Source organism: Hydrogenophaga sp. (genome assembly GCF_036675665.1).
In the GTDB taxonomy this organism is placed as follows: Bacteria; Pseudomonadota; Gammaproteobacteria; order Burkholderiales; family Burkholderiaceae_C; genus Hydrogenophaga.
This window is the reverse complement of record NZ_JAKFEO010000047.1, coordinates 20,332-36,488: the sequence shown is the minus strand read 5'-3', so window position 1 is coordinate 36,488 and position 16,157 is coordinate 20,332. Positions and strand designations below refer to the sequence as shown.

Sequence of the window (16,157 nt, the reverse complement as noted above, 5' to 3'; positions counted from 1 at the left end):
CCCGGCCAATGTGAGCATTACCGGCAGCGACTCGGGCGCAACGGATGCGACCAGCGCCGACAACGTGGCCATGCTCACCAACCGCGACGCCAGCACGGCCAACGAAGCACTGACGAACGTGCTCACGCTGCAGCAGGCGCAGGAACTCAAGGCCGAGCAGGAGAAGGCACGCGAGAACCAGATCGCGGCGAACTACATCGGCGCGGTGGTCACCAACGTCATCGGGGATGTGGCGCAATCGCAAGGCTGGCCCGATGGCAGTTGGCAGAAGACGGCGCTGCACGGCGTGGCGGGCCTGATCCAGGCCGAGGTGGCGGGAACGGATCCGGCCAAGGCCGTGGTGGCGGCCATGCTCAACGAGCAGATGTTGCCGGTGCTGGAGGAATACCTCAATAGCCAGGGCATCACGCCAGACGACCCCAGGACCGAGCAGGATTTCAAGTCGTTGATGACCGCGGCTTCGACCCTGCTTGGCGCGGCATTCGATGCAGCCAGCGTGACGCATACCGCCACCGTCAACAACTATCTGACTCACCTCCAGGCGCGGGACAAGCAGCGCAGGCTGACCGATGCCAAGAGCACTGCCGAGCGAGAAGAGGTGATCGAGGAGTACGCCGAACTGGAAAAGCGCCAAGAGGAAACGGCTGCCGCGTGCTTGATAAAAGACCAGTGCGCAAGCGTGTTTGAGAAACCCTCTCTCAGAGCCACATTGGATGAGCTGATCGCGGCTTGTTCGACGCCGAGGATGTGCACCAGTGAAGAAAAGCGCAGCATCGTCGAGTTGCAGGGTTTCTATGCTGAACGAGAGGCGATCTCGCCAGACACGACGATCGAGGAATTCTTGCTGGCCAACAAACTGTTGGGCGCGGCATTCACGTCGGCCCAGGCTTTGGGTGTCCGCCTACTTGAAGGTTCAACCAGCACTCTGGCCAAACCCCTGGGCGTGGTCGAAGACTTCGGTGGCAACGCGGTCCGTGCGTTCGAGGCGCCAGCGCAATACGCCTTCAAGGCGGAAGTGGACATCATGAAGACCGGTGCGAACCTGGAGAGCTCAGCCCTTCAGTTCGTGAAGGACGAGGCGGGCAAGGATCTCATTGCCGTGTTTGATTCGAAGATCGGAGCACAAGGCATCGACTTGGCCTACGCGAAAATGGTCAATGGAAAGCCTCAATTGGTGATCGGCGAAGCGAAGGCAGGCGACAGTGTGCTCACCGCGCTGGGGGAAAACAATGTGAAGACCTTACAGAGAAATTTGGGAGTTATTGAGAAAAGCATTTTGGCAATGCCGCGGAGTCCGGCACGATCGGCTCTACTCGAGCAAATTAGGGATAAGTCCTATGTTGTTGAGCTGTACACGACAACAGGTAATGCGGCAAAAGCAGCAGGTCGCATCGATGACGTGCTGTTAAATCGATTGGAGAATAGTGTTTCCAGAGTCGTAACTTTTACCAGAAATTGATATGCCAACATATTTGCCACAATGGAATGCACAATTTCTTGATCTCATGCAGATAAAGAAAGACAAACATGGAATGCCATGGGGGCATCCCGGCGTAATGCAATGGGTTTCCGAAAATGGAGGGAGATTTGCAAACTGGGATCGCAGTTTCAATCCTAATAGCATGATGGAGGAGGATTTGGCCTCCGCCATTGACATAGGAGTTGTCACACAAATTCATGAATATTTTCGCATCTACCTTTCATGGGCTGTCGAAGCGGCGGATAGAGCGCTCCGCGATGTGCGATTTACCATTGATCCCGAGTCTGATGGGGAAGAGCACGACATTGAGCTAAAAAAAAGAGGCTGGTGCAACGAAGGGGTATATCCCGGCAATCATGGCAGTACGCTTGCCGGTGGTTGTTTTGCTTGGGCTTTGCGCGATAACAATGAACTCGACACCACATCACTTCTTCTCGCAGCAGATGAAATAGCGGAATCCGCCATGCATGGAGGTTTGAAATTCTGGGATTACGTCGCACAAAGCGAATATTTGCGCAGCGTGCGCTTGTCATTGATCGCCGGCGATGTCGAAAAGGCTGCAAGTTTTTTCAAAAACTGCCGCCGCAAGTTCAAGTTCACTTATGTGCACGAACAGTGGCTCAAACGCCTCATCGAGGATATTCAGGCGGCCGGTGACGCGCCGCTGAGTGGAGATGCAGAACAGCACTTCCAGAACTTCTTTGATCAGGTGCGTGATCCAGATGCCAAGCTCGCGAGCAACCAATCGGATGGAACCGATCTGTTTGCCAACATTTCGATCCTCCGATTGGAGCTGGCCATCATCAAGCAACGCTATGTGTTGAAGCAGCCCATTGCCGGCAACTGGAAGTCCATTCTTTGCCTCATCAGCGAATAGCCAACAACCCATGCACTCCACTGTGACCCTCACCCCCGTCATGACAGTCATTGAAAATTCTTTCCAGCGCACAGGCGCCTTGTTGCTGCCTCTTTGCCTCAGTTTCCTCGCACTGGCCGGATGCCAGTCAGCCGGAAAGCAGTATGTATTTCCGAAGGAGTCGGAGCCTGCTGCGACGGCGGTCGGCTCATCCCGGTTTTTCCTTGTGAACAGTGATCACACGGGGTGCTACTGGGGAAGAACGGCAGTGGATGCCAATGAGCCCGTTCGGCTCAAACCGGACGTGCTCACCGAAGTGGCCCATGAAGGCCACCTTGCCGCGCCGTATCCCATCAACATGGTGCAGTGCCATTCCTTTTCGAGTTTCACGCCTCGCCAGGGAGAGCATTACTTGGTGAAATCCGAGGGCGTACCCACGACGCGAACCGCCGACGGCAATGTGGTGAGGGGACGTTGTGCTACCGGGGTCTGGCGTCAGTTGTCTACGGGGGAACTGGAGCGCGTTCCCAACGAGCCAAGGCCCGCGCCTACGCGGCGTGGTTTCTCCTGCCTGATGCCCGAGAAAGCGCCTGCAGCGAACCAATAGCTGGTTGCGCGGAGCCCCTCCTCAATCGCCCACCTTACCTAGAACCATGATTGCCAAATCGCTTTTCGCAATGCACTTATTTTGCTTGCCATTTATATGTTGGCTCAAACTGCTGAACCCCGACATCAGACCATGGATAAAGCACTGGCGATCTTTGAGAGGCTGTCCTCTTTCAGCGCAACCCCGGTGACACAAGATTCTATCGAGAGTATCACTGGTGCCAAATTGGTCCCTCCTGATGAAGACTATCCGCCTTCAGTGCAAAGAATGCTTATTGAGAGAGGCATGGATCCACATCAAAAATCCCGGTATGTTCACGATGTCATCCAAAAATCAATGACGAAATCCGGCTCAAGATTCACTTCGCCGATCCTATCGTCGACCTGTCCTTTTTGGGCCGAACAAGACAGATCTTGCCCCCCAATCCATTGGTCAATGAATCGGGAGCGTATGTAAAATCACTCGCCGTCGATCACACCCTTGCCATCAAACGGAATTGCATTAGCAAGGACTTCATCTTTGCCATTCTTGAGCGGAACGGCTGGGCCTTGACTGATAATGTTATTTCTGCAGACATTGATGCGGAGGACGGCAATTTTTACTTTGCCAGATTGAAAGACTTTTCGACGGTCACCATGGATGATGGTTGCTTGGTCAGTTTGCAGATTGCCATCAGCTCGCCGCGCGAAGCATCATGATCATCAGAATGACGGTGAGCATGACCTGCCCCCTCCTGCCATACAAATCGAAAGTAGGAAGCCCGGGGAAGCGAACCCGTGGCATTTGTCCCGGCCGCCGTGCGTCAACGAACAGACCCCGCACCCCGCCATCCCTCCTGTGGGGTTCCGGTCTCGCCTCGCGGACCACCTGGAGACTCACATGAACACCACCACCACCGCATTTCCCCTCGCCGGCATCCCCAGCACCGAGGTCGTGCGCGAGCGGGGCCACACCGGCATGACCGAGCACGGCAGCGAGATCACCAAACACCTGCTGCAAGGCGTCAACGACCGTGTGGAGAACATGACCCACGAGGCAGAGCTGCACCTGCACCCCGCCAACGCGGGCTGGTTGCCGGCTGGCACGCAGGTGAAGCGCCAGGCATTGCAGGCGCGTGATGTGGCGGTGGAGTCGGCCGAGAACTTGCGGGGGGAGATTCGCGCCCATCCGCTGATCGCGGTGTTCACGGGGCTCGTGGTGGGCGTGTTGCTGGGACGCGCCTTTCGTTGATCAGGGGCGGCCAGCCTGCATGGCTTGGTGCGGCCAGTAGGAATCGAACCTACATCTGGCCCTTAGGAGGGGCCCGTTCTATCCATTGAACTATGGCCGCGAAAGCGAGCCCGCATTGTACGGGGGCTGTCCTGAACGAGCGGCTGCCGGCAGGCGCAGCACATTGCCGCAAACCGGCACGTATTCCCCCAGGAAATCGAGGAAGCTGCGCACGGCCGGCGTCAGGCCACGGCGCGACGGAAACACCGCGTGCACCACGCCCACCTGTGTGGACCAGTCGGGCAGCAGGCGCTCCAGCCGGCCGTCACGCAGCTCGTCCTCGCACATGTAGTCGGGCAGCCAGCACATGCCGGTGCCGCCGAGCACGGCGAGCTTGAGGGTGAGCAGGTCGTCGGCGATGAAGCGGGGTCGGTACTGGAGCACGGCTTCGCGGCCTTCGGCGTTGGTGAGGCGCACGCTGACCAGACCATCCACGGCCGACATCGCGACGCTGTCGAGCCGGCCCGCCTCCTCCAGCGTGGTGGGCGTGCCCTGGCGTGCGAGCAGGGCCGGGCTGGCCACCAGCACCGAGCGCGCCTCGTCCAGCCGCTTGACGACCAGGCTGCCGCTCTCTTCGAGCGTGAGGCGCACGCGCAGCGCCACGTCCACGCCGTCCTTCACCAGGTCGACCACGCGGTTGTTCACTTCCATTTCCACGCGCACCTGCGGGTGGCGCGCGAGGTAGATCGGCATGACGTCGGCCAGCACCGTCTGTGCCAGGGTGACGGGGCACACCACGCGGATGGTGCCGCGCGGTTCGGTCTGCGCGTGGGCCACGGCGTCGGCCGCGGCCTGGGCCGATTCGCGCAGCGCCTGGCAGTGGCGCAGGTAGGTTTCGCCCACGTCGGTCAAGGAGAGCTTGCGCGTGGTGCGCTGGAGCAGGCGCACGCCGAGCTGGGCCTCCAGCCCGGCGACGCGGCGCGACAGGCGCGACTTGGGCAGGCCCAGCGCCCGGCCCGCCGCGGCAAAGCCGCCGCGCTCGACCACTTCGGCGAAATACAGCATGTCGTTGAGGTCTTGCATGGAAATCGGCCTTCATTGTCCTGTTGATGGAACGGTCTGGCGTGATTTTGCCGACTTATCAAATATTCGGTCGGAATTCAGAATCTATCCATCGCCACTCGCGTGGTAACCCCGTTCTCTGGAGCACCTCATGCAACTGCTGCACATCGATTCCGCCATCACCGGCGACCAGTCCGTTTCCCGCCAGCTCACCGCCCAGACTGTGGCCGCCTGGGTGGCGACCCACCCCGGCACACAGGTGCAACACCTCGATCTGGCCGCCGACGTGGTGCCCCACCTGAGCGCCGACGCGCTGGGTTTCCGCACCGGCCAGGCCGCCACCACCGAGGTGCAGCGCCGTGAAAACGCGCTGTCCGAAGCGCTGGTGAGCCAGTTCCTCGCGGCCGACGTGGTCGTGATCGGCGCGCCGCTCTACAACTTCACCATCCCCACCCAGCTCAAGGCCTGGATCGACCGCATCGCCCAGGCCGGCCGCACCTTCACCTACACCGACAAGGGCCCGAAAGGCCTGGCGGGCGGCAAGACGGTGATCGTGGCGCTGACCCGCGGCGGCGTGTATTCCACCAGCGAAGGTGGCCGCGCCATGGAACACCAGGAAAGCTACCTGCAGACCGTGATGGGTTTCATCGGCATCACCGACGTGCGCTTCGTGCGCGCCGAAGGTGTGGCCATGGGTCCGGATGCCAAGGCGCAGGCGCTGACGAACGCCGAAGGCGAGATCGCCAGCCACACGGCCGAGGCCGCACTGGCCTGAGCGGTCAGTCGTACTGAATGGTGAAGATGAGATCGAGCGCGTTCTCTTCGCCAGCACGCGCTCGCACCGTCAGGCGGCGTGACACGTCGTAGAAGATGCTCACCGTGCCCAGCGCGCCGGCCAGGCTGCGTTCGTAGCTGAGGTACAGGTTGTTGGACAGGCGCTTGCCCAGCGTGAGCGCCGCCGAAGCGGCCGAACCGTCGGCGTTGGTGGCGCTGCCGGCGAACGAGACTTCGTCCAGACCCAGCGCGCTGGCCAGGCCGCCGTCCAGGCGCCCGCCGCGGCCCGCGAGCAGGGCCAACGCCGCCTGTTGCAACACGGCGGCCTCTGCTCCGGCGCCGCTGGCCGGGCGACCCAGCACCAGCCACGCGAGTTTTTCGCTGTCGGGCAGTTCGGGGTCGGAGAACAGGCGCACGCGCGGCGTCTGCGCGGTGCCGCTGATCTGCACGCCCACGCGCTGGCTGGTGTTGGGGCGCACGGCCGTGATGTCCAGCGTGGGGTTGTCGTACGGCCCGGTGAAGCGCAGCACGCCATTTTCAATCGTGAGCTGCTGTCCGTAGGCACGGTACGAACCGCGCACGGTGCGCACGTCGCCGAGCACGCGCGGCGTGGGCAGCTCGGGCGTGCTGCGCACATTGATCTGCCCGGCCAGCCGCGTCTGCAGGCCCTGGCCACTCACCTGGAAATCGTCGCCGAGGTCGATGTCGACCAACACGTCGGGCCGCACGCGGAAGGCGCCCGGCGTCTCCAGCGCGGTCTCGGTGCCGCGCACCACCACGTCGGCGCCCAGGCTGGGGGTGGATTCGTCGGGCAGCACGAAGAGGGCGGAGTCGGCCAGGAGCCGGCCGCGGATCTGCAGCGCCGTGCCCACCAGCTCGGCCTGCAACTGGCCCGACAGCGTGAGGCGCCGGTCGGCGCGTGAGGACACGCGCAGCTTGGTGGCGGTGGCCTGCAGGTTGATGTAGGGCTGGCGCTGGCTCACGCCGTCCACCGTGACGCGGCGGAACTCGGTGGTGCCGCTGGCCAGCAGCGTGCCACCCGCCTCGGCGCCACCACGGCCCTGCAGATAGAAGCGCTCGATGGTGACGCGCTCGCCGGCCAGCGTGGCGCGCAGTTCGCCGCGCGAGAACGAGATGCCGTTGACGATGGAGCGCAGCGCGAGCTGGTCGGCCTGCAGGGTGCCGTTCCACAGGGGGTTGGCGCGCGTGCCGCTGAGCGTGGCGGAGGCGGCCAGTGTGCCGCGCACGCGCCAGCCCGGCGGCGCCAGCGCCGACCACACGCCCACCTGGGGCAGGCTGGCCGTGAGGGTGCCGCGCAGGGGCGCATTGGCCGCCCAGTGCCAGGCCGTCTGGTCACCGCCGGGTGGGCTCAGCGTGGTGCCGAGGTCGGCACTGGCCTGGCCCAGGCGCTCGCTGTCCCAGCGCAGGCTGGCCTGCACGTTGGCGCCTTGTGTGGTCACGCTCAGGCGAGCTTCCTTCACGCCGGTCTGCAGGCGCTGGGTGGAGGTGGTGTTTTGTTCGAACGCGCCATCGGTCTGCACCGACAGATCGCCACTGCGGCGCTGCAGTTGCGCGCTCAGGCGCGGTGGTGTGCTGGCATCGGCCGGCAAGGAGAGGTCCCAGCTGCCGTCGAACACCACGTCGCCGCCCAGGCCGGCCTGGCTCAGCGCACCGCTGCGCGCACCTTCGGCGGTGGTGAGTGCGTCTATCCATGACAGTGGCAGGCCGGTGAGCTGGCCGCGCGTGAGCAGCGCGCCTTGTTGCCAGCTGAGTTGTTCCCAGGCCAGGGTCATGGGCGCGGTGGTGGCCGGGGTGGTTGCTGGTGCGCCACCCGCGCGGCTGCTGAACGAGGGTTGCAGGCGCAGCTGGCCGGCGTCGGCTTGCAGGTTGATGGCGCTGCGCGCGTTTTGCCAGCGCAGGCCGAGCGCGGCGACGGTCTGCAGCGTCCAGTCGACCACGCGGTCCTTGCGCGCGCTGTCGGTGGCGCGCAGCTGCAAGCGGGTCAGGTCCAGCCGCCCGCTGTCGATGTCGGGCTTCTGCGCGCTGCCGAGCTGCAGCGTGCCCTGGGTGTCCAGCGTGCCGCGCCAGGGCCCAAGTTCGGCCTGGCCGGTGGCGGTGATGTTGAGCTGGTGCGGTGGCCCGCTGGCTTGCAGGTTCAGGTCGGTCAGGCTCAGGGCCTGGAGCGTGCCCACCACGGCGTCGGCGCCGGTGGCCGGGTCGGCCGCCCGCGCCGCTGTGCCGCGTGTGATGGCCAGGCGCGGCGTTTGAAGGCGGGCTTGCACGCGCGGCGGCGCGGCGGCAGGCGCACCCGTGACCGGTGCGGGGTAACCGAGCACGCCCAGGCCACCGTCCCAGGTTGCGCCGAGGCGGGCGCTGCCCTCGACCTGCAGGCCGGGCTGGGCCTCGAGTTGCGCGCGCAACAGCGGGCCGACCACGGGCAGCGTCTGCAGGCTGCGCACCCAGGCGAGCACGCGCGAGGCGTCGTCCAGCGCCAGGTTCAACTCGCCCTTGCCCTGGGCATGGGCCACGCGGCCTTGCCAGTCGCCCTGGGCGCCGGGCAGTTGGAGCGCAAGTTGGCCTTCAAAACTGCGCGCGCCCACGTCGAGCTTGCCCTGGCCGTCCAGCGTGGCATCGGCCAGGCCGGCGCTGAGCTTGCGCAAGTCGAGCACGCCGAGGGCAGGGTTGGCGGGTGTGGGCGTCCAGCGGCCTTGCAGATGCAGGTCGCGCAGGCGCAGGCCGGCGAGCTGGCCGGCCTTGGGCTGGGTGCCCGAAGGCTTCACCACGGCGTTGATGTCGATCGCCGGGTTGGCGGATTCGGCGTTCACCGCGCGCACGGAGGCGGTGCCGTCGAGCGCGGCCGGCGCAATGCTGCTCCACAGCGCGGCGGGGTTGATGCGGCTGGCGGTGAGCTCGCCCTGAAAGTCGCCCAGGGGCGAGGCCGCCGGCTCGCGCCAGCCCTGGCCCCTCAGGCGGCCACCGCCGAGTTGGGCGTCCAGGTTGGTGAGCGTCCAGCGCGCGCCGCGCTGCTCCAGATCGGCCTGCAGGCTTTGCAGCGGCAGGCGCTGCTTGTCAGCGGGGCCGGGCACGGCGTTGGTCAGGCGCACCTCGGCGCGCCAGGCCTCACCCTCGGGTTGTGCTGTCACGGTGCCGCTGAGTTCGGTGACCGGGGCCTGAGGCCAGAGTGCGGCGAGGTTGAGCCGGTTCATGCGCGCGTTGGCCGACTCCACGGGCTGGGTCTTCCAGGGGCGGATGCGCGCGGTGGCGTCGAGCACGGGCGCGTCGGTGGCGTTCGCTGCGCTGGTGGTCAGGCTGGCGGTGGCGTCCAGTGCCGCGTCCGATTCGGCGAGCTGGCCGGTGATGTTGGCGATGGCCTTGAGCACGAGGTCTTCGCCGCCGGGCACGGTGGCCTTCACCTCGCCCTGCGCGTCCACCCGCAACGGCATCGGTGCCTGCGCCCCCATCACGGCCTGGATCTGGTAGAGGCCGCCGGCCACCCGCAGGTTCTCCAGATCGAGCTGGTGGGCGTCGGCCACGCCGAGCTTCCACACGCTGTCGGCCGGGCGGTAGCGGTACTGGCCTTTGAGGCCGCTGAGCGAGACCTCCTGGTTGCCGTCGAGCACCAGTTCGCCCACCGACCACGGCAGGGTGACGGCCATGGGCAGGGTGATGGGCTGCAGCGGCTCCACCGGTGTGGGCGGTCGGCGGTCGGTGATCTGCAGGCGGCCGATGTCGAATTGCGAGAGGCGCAGACCACGCGCGAGCAGGGCGTCGAGCCAGAAGCGGTTGTCCAGCGCAATGCGCACGCTGGTGGCCTGCACGGTGAGTTCGTCGCGCTGCCATTGCAGGCGTCCGATCTCGCCACCGTTGCGCAGGCTGCCCTGCACCTCGGCCACGCTCAGCGTGCCCGCGCTGGGCCCCTGGTCGGCCATGTAGGACTGGCCCCAGCCGATGGCCTGCGCCAGCGACCCCGCCGTGCCGGCCCACACCCACACGGCCACGGCCGCCGCCAGCAGCAACCCCAGCAGCGCCACAGGCAACCAGAGCGCGAACCTGCGCCAGCCGCTGCGCGAGCGCTGGGTTGGCCGGGGAGGGGTCTCGGAACTCATCCAGCCAGACCTCAGAAGGTGAAACCGACGTTGAGGTGCAGGCGCAAGCGCTTGGTCTCCAGGCCGTAGCCCAGGTCGAGCTGCAGTGGTCCCACCGGGCTGTTGTAGCGCACGCCGGTGCCCACGCCCCACAACGGCTTGAGGTCACCCGCGCGGTTGGCCACGGCGCCGCCGTCGATGAAGAGCACGCTCTCCACCGGCGAGCGTCCGTTGGCGTTGAAGATGGGGCGTTGCCATTCCAGGCTCACCACGCCCTTGTAGCGCCCGGGCAGCACGCTGCCGTCAGGCTGGCGCACACCGATGTCGCGCAGGCCGTAACCGCGCACCGTGGCGTCCCCGCCGGTGAGGAAGAGCTGGGTGTCGGGAATGGCGGCGCTGGTTTTGGCGAGCACCGCGCCGCCCTCGAGGCGCAGCGCCAGGCGGCCCAGGTTGGTGCGGTTGCTCGCTGGGTTCACCACGCGTGCTTCACCCACCTTCGGCTCGGGTGGCGGCGAGCGGTCGCCCAGCGGCCAGTAGCCGAGCCAGCGCGCCTGCGTGCGCGTGAACGGCAGGCGGGTCGTGCCCAGCGTGTAGCCCACGCCCAGCTCCACGGCCAGTCCATAGCCCGAGTTGGGCGAGATCGGGTCGTCAAACCGGCGGCGCGTCCAGGCGTAGTTGGCGGTGATCGAGGAGTTGGCCTCGGCCGTGCGCAAGGTCTGCGTGGCTTCGTTGAAGACGCTCGCGCGGTCGTACTGCAAATAGAAGCTGCGGTCGTATTCGATGCCGACCTGCGACTGGCCGGCGCGCAGCCGCTGGCTGGTGGTGATGTTGAAGTCGTCCTGCTCCCGCAGCAGCCGCCCGCCGGCGATCCAGCGCCAGCCGTCGTTGTTCGGCGGGGAGCTCCAGTCGGTGCTGGCGAGCTGGTCCACGCGCTCGAACTTGAGCACGCTCACGGCACGCCAGTTGATGCCTGGCACGCTGTGGTGCGTGTGTTCGATCGACAGGCGCGCGCCGCTGTCGGTGCTGCCGCCCACACCGAGCACCAGCTTCTGGCGCAGGCTTTCGCGCAATTGCACCTTCACCGGCAAGGACGCGCCGTCCATGCTCGGCTCCACGAACACGAAGGCCGAGTCGTAGTAGCCGCTTTCGATCAGGCGCTGCTGCGCGGTCTGCAACCGGGCCAGGTCGTAGTCGCTGCCGGGCACCACACCCGACAGGCGCACCAGGCGCTCCACCGTGGTCTTGTCGTAGCGTTCGGCGCCCTCCACCACCACCTCGCCCATGCGCATGGCGCGGCCGGAGTCGAGCTCGATGTAGAGGTGGGCCTGGCGGTTGTCGGCGTCGATGTCGGCCAGGCTGTTCTGCACCCGGCCCGCCGGGTAACGCCGCGCGATCAGGGCGCGCAAGGCCGCGTCCTTGGTGCGGTCCCAGTCACTCTGCGAAAACGGCAGGCCCTGCATCACCCGCGCCTGGCGCTGGATGGTCTCGCGTTGTTCGGCGGCTTCGGGCGCGGTGGCGATGTCGCCCACAAAGGACACGTTGACCGTGGCCACGCGGGTGATCGGACCGGGCGCGACGCGGATGGTCACCGTGCCCAGCGGCCGGGTGCTGGTCGCGCCGGTGCCCGCGGCGGCCGTGTCGGCGGCCTCGGTCAAGGCGGGCGGTCCGATCACATCCACCAGCGGCGAAAAGTACCCCAGCGTGGCGAGCAGCTCGCGCAGGTTGGCGGGCGCGGCGGCCAGCAGGCGGGCGAGTTCGTTGGCATCGAGGTTGCGCAGCAGCCGAAAGCGCTGCAGTTCGATGTGGCGCAGCAGGAATTCGCGGACCTCGTCGGGCGCCTGCAGGTCGATCTCGAAGCGCGGCGCGGCCGGCGGGCGGGGTGTGCGCGGCGCGGTGCGCTCGCGCGGGGTGCTCGCGCCGGGAGCCGGTGTCGGCACGTCCGCGTCTGCGGGCTCCTCGGGCAGGCTCTCAACGGCCTGCGCCCACGCGGCCTGCGGCTGCACGAGCGGCCACAGCGCGGCCCCGCAAAGCAGGAGAGACCCCACCCAGCGGGCGGAGTCCGGAACAGAACATTTCATGCCGTTATTTCGAGAGCAGTCTCATGGTGTCTTCCAGCCCCTTCAAGGTCAGCGGGAACATGCGCTGGCTCATGAGTTGCTGCACCACGCTGATGCTCTGTCGATACTGCCACACGCCCTGAGGTTCCGGGTTGATCCACGCGTACTTGGGAAAGGCGTGCGTGAGGCGCTGCAGCCACTCGGCGCCAGCCTCCTCGTTGTTGTATTCCACGCTGCCGCCAGGTTGCAATATTTCGTAAGGACTCATGGTCGCGTCGCCCACGAAGATGAGCTTGTAGTCCTTGTTGTACTTGCGGATGATGTCCCAGGTGGGAAACTTCTCGGCGTAGCGGCGGCGGTTGTTCTTCCACATGAAGTCGTAGACGCAGTTGTGGAAGTAGTAGAAATCGAGGTGCTTGAACTCGCCCTTGACGGCCGAAAAAAGCTCCTCGACGCGCTGGATGTGCTCGTCCATCGTGCCGCCCACGTCCATGAGCAGCAGCACCTTCACGTTGTTGTGCCGCTCCGGGATCATCTTGATGTCCAGGTAGCCGGCGTTGGCCGCGGTGGCGCGGATGGTGTCGGGCAGGTCCAGCTCGAATTCGTTGCCTTCGCGCGCGAACTTGCGCAGGCGGCGCAGCGCCACCTTGATGTTGCGCGTTCCGAGCTCCTGCGTGTCGTCGTAGTCGCGGTAGGCGCGCTGCTCCCACACCTTCACGCCGCTCTTGTTGCCGCCCTTGCCGCCGATGCGCACGCCCTGCGGGTTCTGTCCGCTGTTGCCGAACGGCGAGGTGCCGCCGGTGCCGATCCACTTGCTGCCGCCTTCGTGGCGTTCCTTCTGCTCTTCGAGCCGCTTCTTCAGCGTCTCCATGAGCTCGTCCCAGTCCATCTTGGGCGCGTTGGCCTTCTGCTCCTCGGAAAGGATGCGCTCCATCTCCTGGCGCAGCCAGTCGGCGGGGATCGGTTTGGTGAAGTCCGCGATCATCTCCACGCCCTTGAAATAGGCGGCGAAGGCGCGATCGAACTTGTCGTAGTGCTTCTCGTCCTTCACCAGCGCGGTGCGCGCCAGAAAGTAGAAGTCGTCCATGCTGCAGGCATCGGGGTTGCGCGGCCCGACCACGTCGGCCTGCAGCGCCTCCAGCAGCATCAGGTATTCCTTGACGGAGACCGGCAGCTTGGCCGAACGCAGGGTGTAGAAGAAGTCGATCAGCATGGTGATCTCCCGGTTTCAGGCGTTTAGTGCCCGCAGGTAGAGCAGCTGGGCTTTCGCCTCCGGCCACTCGCCTGAGCGCAGGCTGTACATGACCGTGTCGCGGATGGTGCCGTCGCGGCGCAGCGCGTGGCCGCGGATGACGCCGTCCTTTTTCGCGCCCAGCCGTTCGATGGCCTTTTGCGAGGCGAAGTTGTAGTTGTCGGTGCGCCAGCCCACCACGTGACAGCCCAGCGTGTCGAAGGCGTGGCCCATCATGAGCAACTTGCAGGTGGTGTTGACATGGCTGCGCTGCGCGCTTTTGGCGTACCAGGTGTAGCCGATTTCCACGCGTTTCACCGCCGGCAGGATGTCGTGGAAGCTGGTGCTGCCCAGCACCTGGCCGGTGGCCTCCATGGTCACCGCGAAGGCGAAGCGGTGACCCTCGTCGCGCATCTTCAGCGCGGTTTCGATGTAGCCGCGCGTCTCGTGCGGCTCGGGCACCGAGGTGATGCGCAGCTTCCAGAGTTCGCCGTCTGCGGCGGCGGCGCGCAGGCCGTCTTCGTGGTCCAGCGACAGCGGGACCAGGGCGATGCCGTTGCTTCGCAGGGTGACGGGTTCGACAAAAGCCATGACGCGTTCGCTCATCGGTTCCGTTGGTTCATGAACACCAGCTTTTCGAACAGCGTGGTGTCCTGCTCGTTCTTGAGCAGCGCGCCCACCAGCGGCGGGATGCTGACCTTGCTGTCGGCGCTTTGCAGGGCTTCGAGCGGGATGTCCTCGGCCATCAGCAGCTTGAGCCAGTCGAGCAGTTCGGAGGTGCTGGGCTTCTTCTTCAGCCCGGGCAGGTTGCGCACGTCGTAGAAGGTCTTCATGGCCGCGGCCAGCAGCTCTCTCTTGAGGCTGGGGAAGTGCACGTCCACGATGCGCTGCATGGTCTCGGCGTCGGGGAACTTGATGTAGTGGAAGAAGCAGCGGCGCAGGAACGCGTCGGGCAGCTCTTTCTCGTTGTTGGACGTGATGAACACCAGCGGGCGGTGCTTGGCGCGCACCAGTTCGCGCGTCTCGTAGCAATAGAACTCCATGCGGTCGAGTTCGCGCAGCAGGTCGTTCGGAAACTCGATGTCGGCCTTGTCGATCTCGTCGATCAGCAGCGCCACCGGCTCGTCGGCGGTGAAGGCCTGCCACAGCACACCCTTCAAGATGTAGTTGTGGATGTCCTTGACCTTCTCTTCGCCCAACTGGCTGTCGCGCAGGCGGCTCACCGCGTCGTACTCGTACAGGCCCTGCTGCGCCTTGGTGGTGCTCTTGATGTGCCACTGCAAGAGCGGCAGCTTGAGCGCGGTGGCCACCTCTTCGGCCAGCATGGTCTTGCCGGTGCCCGGCTCGCCTTTCACGAGCAGCGGGCGCTTGAGCGTGATCGCGGCGTTGACGGCCAGCATCAGGTCTTGCGTGGCGACGTAGTTCTCGGAGCCTTGGAATTTCATGAAATGCTCTGCTGGAAGGGTTGAACGGGATGGGGCATCTTGGGTGATCCGGCCCCACGGGTGCTGGCTGCAGCCTGACAAGGCCCGCACCGCCGGGGGTTTTGAGGGAGGGGGGCGCCTCGACCGGTCTATATAATCAGCGGTTGATTTTCCCCCGCTGACTCATTCATTGTGCTTGCAAAATGACCTCACTGTTGTCCACGATCACCCGCACCCTTGTCGCCGCTGCGACGCTTTCCGCAGCCGCTTTTTCGGTTCACGCCCAGGGTGTCACGGGTGATGTGGCCGCTGGTCAGAAGAAGGCCGAGATGTGCATCGGCTGCCACGGCATCACCGGTTACCAGAACAGCTTCCCCGAAATCCACAAGGTGCCGATGATCTCGGGCCAGTCGGGCGCCTACATCGTGTCGGCCCTCAACGCCTACAAGAAGGGCGACCGCAAGCACCCCACCATGCGCGGCATCGCCGGTTCGCTGAGCGAGCAGGACATGGCCGATCTGGCTGCCTACTACGCCTCGCACGCCGACAAGACCGCCGCCGACGCGCCCCGCACCGCCAGCACCGCGGCCGCCGCACTGATCGAAAAGGGTGCCTGTGCCTCCTGCCACGGCGCCAACTTCAGCAAGCCGATCGACCCGAGCTACCCCAAGCTGGCTGGCCAGCACGCTGACTACCTCTTCTTCGCCCTCAAGGCGTACACAGTCGAAGGCAACAAGGTGGTGGGTCGTTCCAACGGCATCATGGCCGGTATCGCCAAGCAGTATTCGACCGCCGAGATGCGCGAGATTGCCAAGTACCTGGGGTCGCTGGACAGCGAGATGAAAGTGGTGTCGCAGCCGCGCTTCAAGTAAGCACCGCGCCACCCCGCAGAAGCCGCTCACCGAGCGGCTTTTTCGTTTTTGTTCAGTCTTGCGTTGCTCTGCGTCGCACCTGGTCGATGTAGGCCTGGCCATCGGGCGGCCTTCCCGCGCGCTGACTCTCCCACAGCATGGTGCCCAGGCACTCCATCACCTCGTGGTGCGCGGCGTGCAGGTCGTCGCGGCGCGCGGTGAGCAGCTCCACCGCCTGGCGGATGCCCGGGGGCTGGTCGATGCTGCACTGCTCGCTGATCGACAGGTGCATGGACAGGTGCAGGAACGGGTTGTCTCGCTCGGTGCCGGGCTCGCCGATGCGTGCCAGCGCGGCATCCACGTCACTCAGCTCGGCGTGGTACTCCGGGTGCTCGGCGATCCACTGGCTGGCCAGCGACTCGATGGCTTCCATGGGCTGCTGTTGCAGCGTCTTGGCGTGCACGGCGCAGAAGAAGCGGCGCACGTCGGCTTGGGTCGGGTTGAACATGGGGCGATTGTCC

At 65.3% G+C, this 16,157-nt stretch carries 14 protein-coding genes and 1 tRNA gene; 7 read left to right on the top strand and 8 right to left on the bottom strand.

The annotated features are described in order from the left end of the window. From V6M63_RS17250 to V6M63_RS17230, 5 genes are all read left to right on the top strand, one after another. Window positions 1–1,459: hypothetical protein (locus tag V6M63_RS17250; RefSeq protein ID WP_332743867.1), on the top strand; the 1,459-nt coding region annotated here is incomplete at its 5' end. Between the two features lies 1 nt (window position 1,460). Then, window positions 1,461–2,357, top strand: coding sequence for a hypothetical protein (locus V6M63_RS17245; RefSeq protein WP_332743865.1), 897 nt, complete (start codon window positions 1,461–1,463; stop codon window positions 2,355–2,357). Between the two features lie 40 nt (window positions 2,358–2,397). Then, window positions 2,398–2,943 carry a hypothetical protein gene (locus V6M63_RS17240; protein WP_332743864.1) on the top strand — a complete coding sequence of 182 codons (546 nt, stop codon included), beginning with the start codon at window positions 2,398–2,400 and terminating at the stop codon, window positions 2,941–2,943. Between the two features lie 413 nt (window positions 2,944–3,356). Next, complete coding sequence (locus tag V6M63_RS17235; protein ID WP_332743862.1) at window positions 3,357–3,641, top strand: hypothetical protein; 285 nt, start codon at window positions 3,357–3,359, stop codon at window positions 3,639–3,641. 181 nt (window positions 3,642–3,822) lie between these two features. After that, entirely contained in the window at window positions 3,823–4,173 is a 351-nt protein-coding gene (locus V6M63_RS17230; RefSeq protein ID WP_332743860.1) for a hypothetical protein, read from the top strand. Between the two features lie 25 nt (window positions 4,174–4,198). Here the strand turns inward: V6M63_RS17230 and V6M63_RS17225 are convergent. After that, window positions 4,199–4,273: transfer RNA gene (locus tag V6M63_RS17225), tRNA-Arg, on the bottom strand. After that, a complete protein-coding gene (locus V6M63_RS17220) occupies window positions 4,264–5,235 on the bottom strand; it encodes a LysR family transcriptional regulator (RefSeq protein WP_332743858.1) in 972 nt (323 codons plus the stop codon). The genes V6M63_RS17225 and V6M63_RS17220 overlap by 10 nt, the downstream gene beginning before the upstream one ends. A gap of 130 nt (window positions 5,236–5,365) precedes the next feature. Between V6M63_RS17220 and V6M63_RS17215 the strand changes: the two genes are divergently transcribed. Beyond that, the gene (locus tag V6M63_RS17215; protein WP_332743856.1) at window positions 5,366–5,989 is read left to right on the top strand and encodes an FMN-dependent NADH-azoreductase; all 624 of its coding nucleotides are present in this window, start codon (window positions 5,366–5,368) and stop codon (window positions 5,987–5,989) included. Between the two features lie 4 nt (window positions 5,990–5,993). Here the strand turns inward: V6M63_RS17215 and V6M63_RS17210 are convergent, their stop codons facing one another. Genes V6M63_RS17210 through V6M63_RS17190 form a run of 5 tightly spaced genes read right to left on the bottom strand, consistent with a single transcriptional unit; the run spans window position 5,994 to window position 14,806 of the window. Continuing rightward, complete coding sequence (locus V6M63_RS17210; RefSeq protein ID WP_332743854.1) at window positions 5,994–10,094, bottom strand: translocation/assembly module TamB domain-containing protein; 4,101 nt, start codon at window positions 10,092–10,094, stop codon at window positions 5,994–5,996. 11 nt (window positions 10,095–10,105) lie between these two features. After that, entirely contained in the window at window positions 10,106–12,151 is a 2,046-nt protein-coding gene (locus V6M63_RS17205; protein WP_332743852.1) for an autotransporter assembly complex protein TamA, read from the bottom strand. A 4-nt stretch (window positions 12,152–12,155) separates the two neighbouring features. Continuing rightward, window positions 12,156–13,343, bottom strand: a complete 1,188-nt coding sequence (locus V6M63_RS17200) for a vWA domain-containing protein (protein ID WP_069045396.1) — start codon at window positions 13,341–13,343, stop codon at window positions 12,156–12,158. A 15-nt stretch (window positions 13,344–13,358) separates the two neighbouring features. Continuing rightward, complete coding sequence (locus V6M63_RS17195) at window positions 13,359–13,952, bottom strand: GNAT family N-acetyltransferase (RefSeq protein WP_332743874.1); 594 nt, start codon at window positions 13,950–13,952, stop codon at window positions 13,359–13,361. A gap of 11 nt (window positions 13,953–13,963) precedes the next feature. Next, entirely contained in the window at window positions 13,964–14,806 is an 843-nt protein-coding gene (locus V6M63_RS17190) for an AAA family ATPase (protein WP_332743848.1), read from the bottom strand. Between the two features lie 182 nt (window positions 14,807–14,988). On the opposite strand from V6M63_RS17190, the gene V6M63_RS17185 reads away from it, so the two are divergent. After that, window positions 14,989–15,657, top strand: coding sequence for a c-type cytochrome (locus tag V6M63_RS17185; RefSeq protein ID WP_332743846.1), 669 nt, complete (start codon window positions 14,989–14,991; stop codon window positions 15,655–15,657). 52 nt (window positions 15,658–15,709) lie between these two features. Here V6M63_RS17185 and V6M63_RS17180 read toward each other — a convergent pair whose 3' ends face one another. After that, window positions 15,710–16,144 carry a DUF1841 family protein gene (locus V6M63_RS17180; protein ID WP_332743845.1) on the bottom strand — a complete coding sequence of 145 codons (435 nt, stop codon included), beginning with the start codon at window positions 16,142–16,144 and terminating at the stop codon, window positions 15,710–15,712. Window positions 16,145–16,157 lie beyond the last annotated feature (13 nt).

What these genes read in the sequence shown, in the direction of transcription:
- V6M63_RS17245 (WP_332743865.1), top strand. Translation starts at nt 1,461, where the DNA reads ATGCCAACATATTTGCCACAATGGAATGCACAATTTCTTGATCTCATG.
- V6M63_RS17240 (WP_332743864.1), top strand. Translation starts at nt 2,398, where the DNA reads ATGACAGTCATTGAAAATTCTTTCCAGCGCACAGGCGCCTTGTTGCTG.
- V6M63_RS17230 (WP_332743860.1), top strand. Translation starts at nt 3,823, where the DNA reads ATGAACACCACCACCACCGCATTTCCCCTCGCCGGCATCCCCAGCACC.
- V6M63_RS17220 (WP_332743858.1), bottom strand. Translation starts at nt 5,235, where the DNA reads ATGCAAGACCTCAACGACATGCTGTATTTCGCCGAAGTGGTCGAGCGC.
- V6M63_RS17215 (WP_332743856.1), top strand. Translation starts at nt 5,366, where the DNA reads ATGCAACTGCTGCACATCGATTCCGCCATCACCGGCGACCAGTCCGTT.
- V6M63_RS17210 (WP_332743854.1), bottom strand. Translation starts at nt 10,094, where the DNA reads ATGAGTTCCGAGACCCCTCCCCGGCCAACCCAGCGCTCGCGCAGCGGC.
- V6M63_RS17205 (WP_332743852.1), bottom strand. Translation starts at nt 12,151, where the DNA reads ATGAAATGTTCTGTTCCGGACTCCGCCCGCTGGGTGGGGTCTCTCCTG.
- V6M63_RS17200 (WP_069045396.1), bottom strand. Translation starts at nt 13,343, where the DNA reads ATGCTGATCGACTTCTTCTACACCCTGCGTTCGGCCAAGCTGCCGGTC.
- V6M63_RS17195 (WP_332743874.1), bottom strand. Translation starts at nt 13,952, where the DNA reads ATGGCTTTTGTCGAACCCGTCACCCTGCGAAGCAACGGCATCGCCCTG.
- V6M63_RS17190 (WP_332743848.1), bottom strand. Translation starts at nt 14,806, where the DNA reads ATGAAATTCCAAGGCTCCGAGAACTACGTCGCCACGCAAGACCTGATG.
- V6M63_RS17185 (WP_332743846.1), top strand. Translation starts at nt 14,989, where the DNA reads ATGACCTCACTGTTGTCCACGATCACCCGCACCCTTGTCGCCGCTGCG.
- V6M63_RS17180 (WP_332743845.1), bottom strand. Translation starts at nt 16,144, where the DNA reads ATGTTCAACCCGACCCAAGCCGACGTGCGCCGCTTCTTCTGCGCCGTG.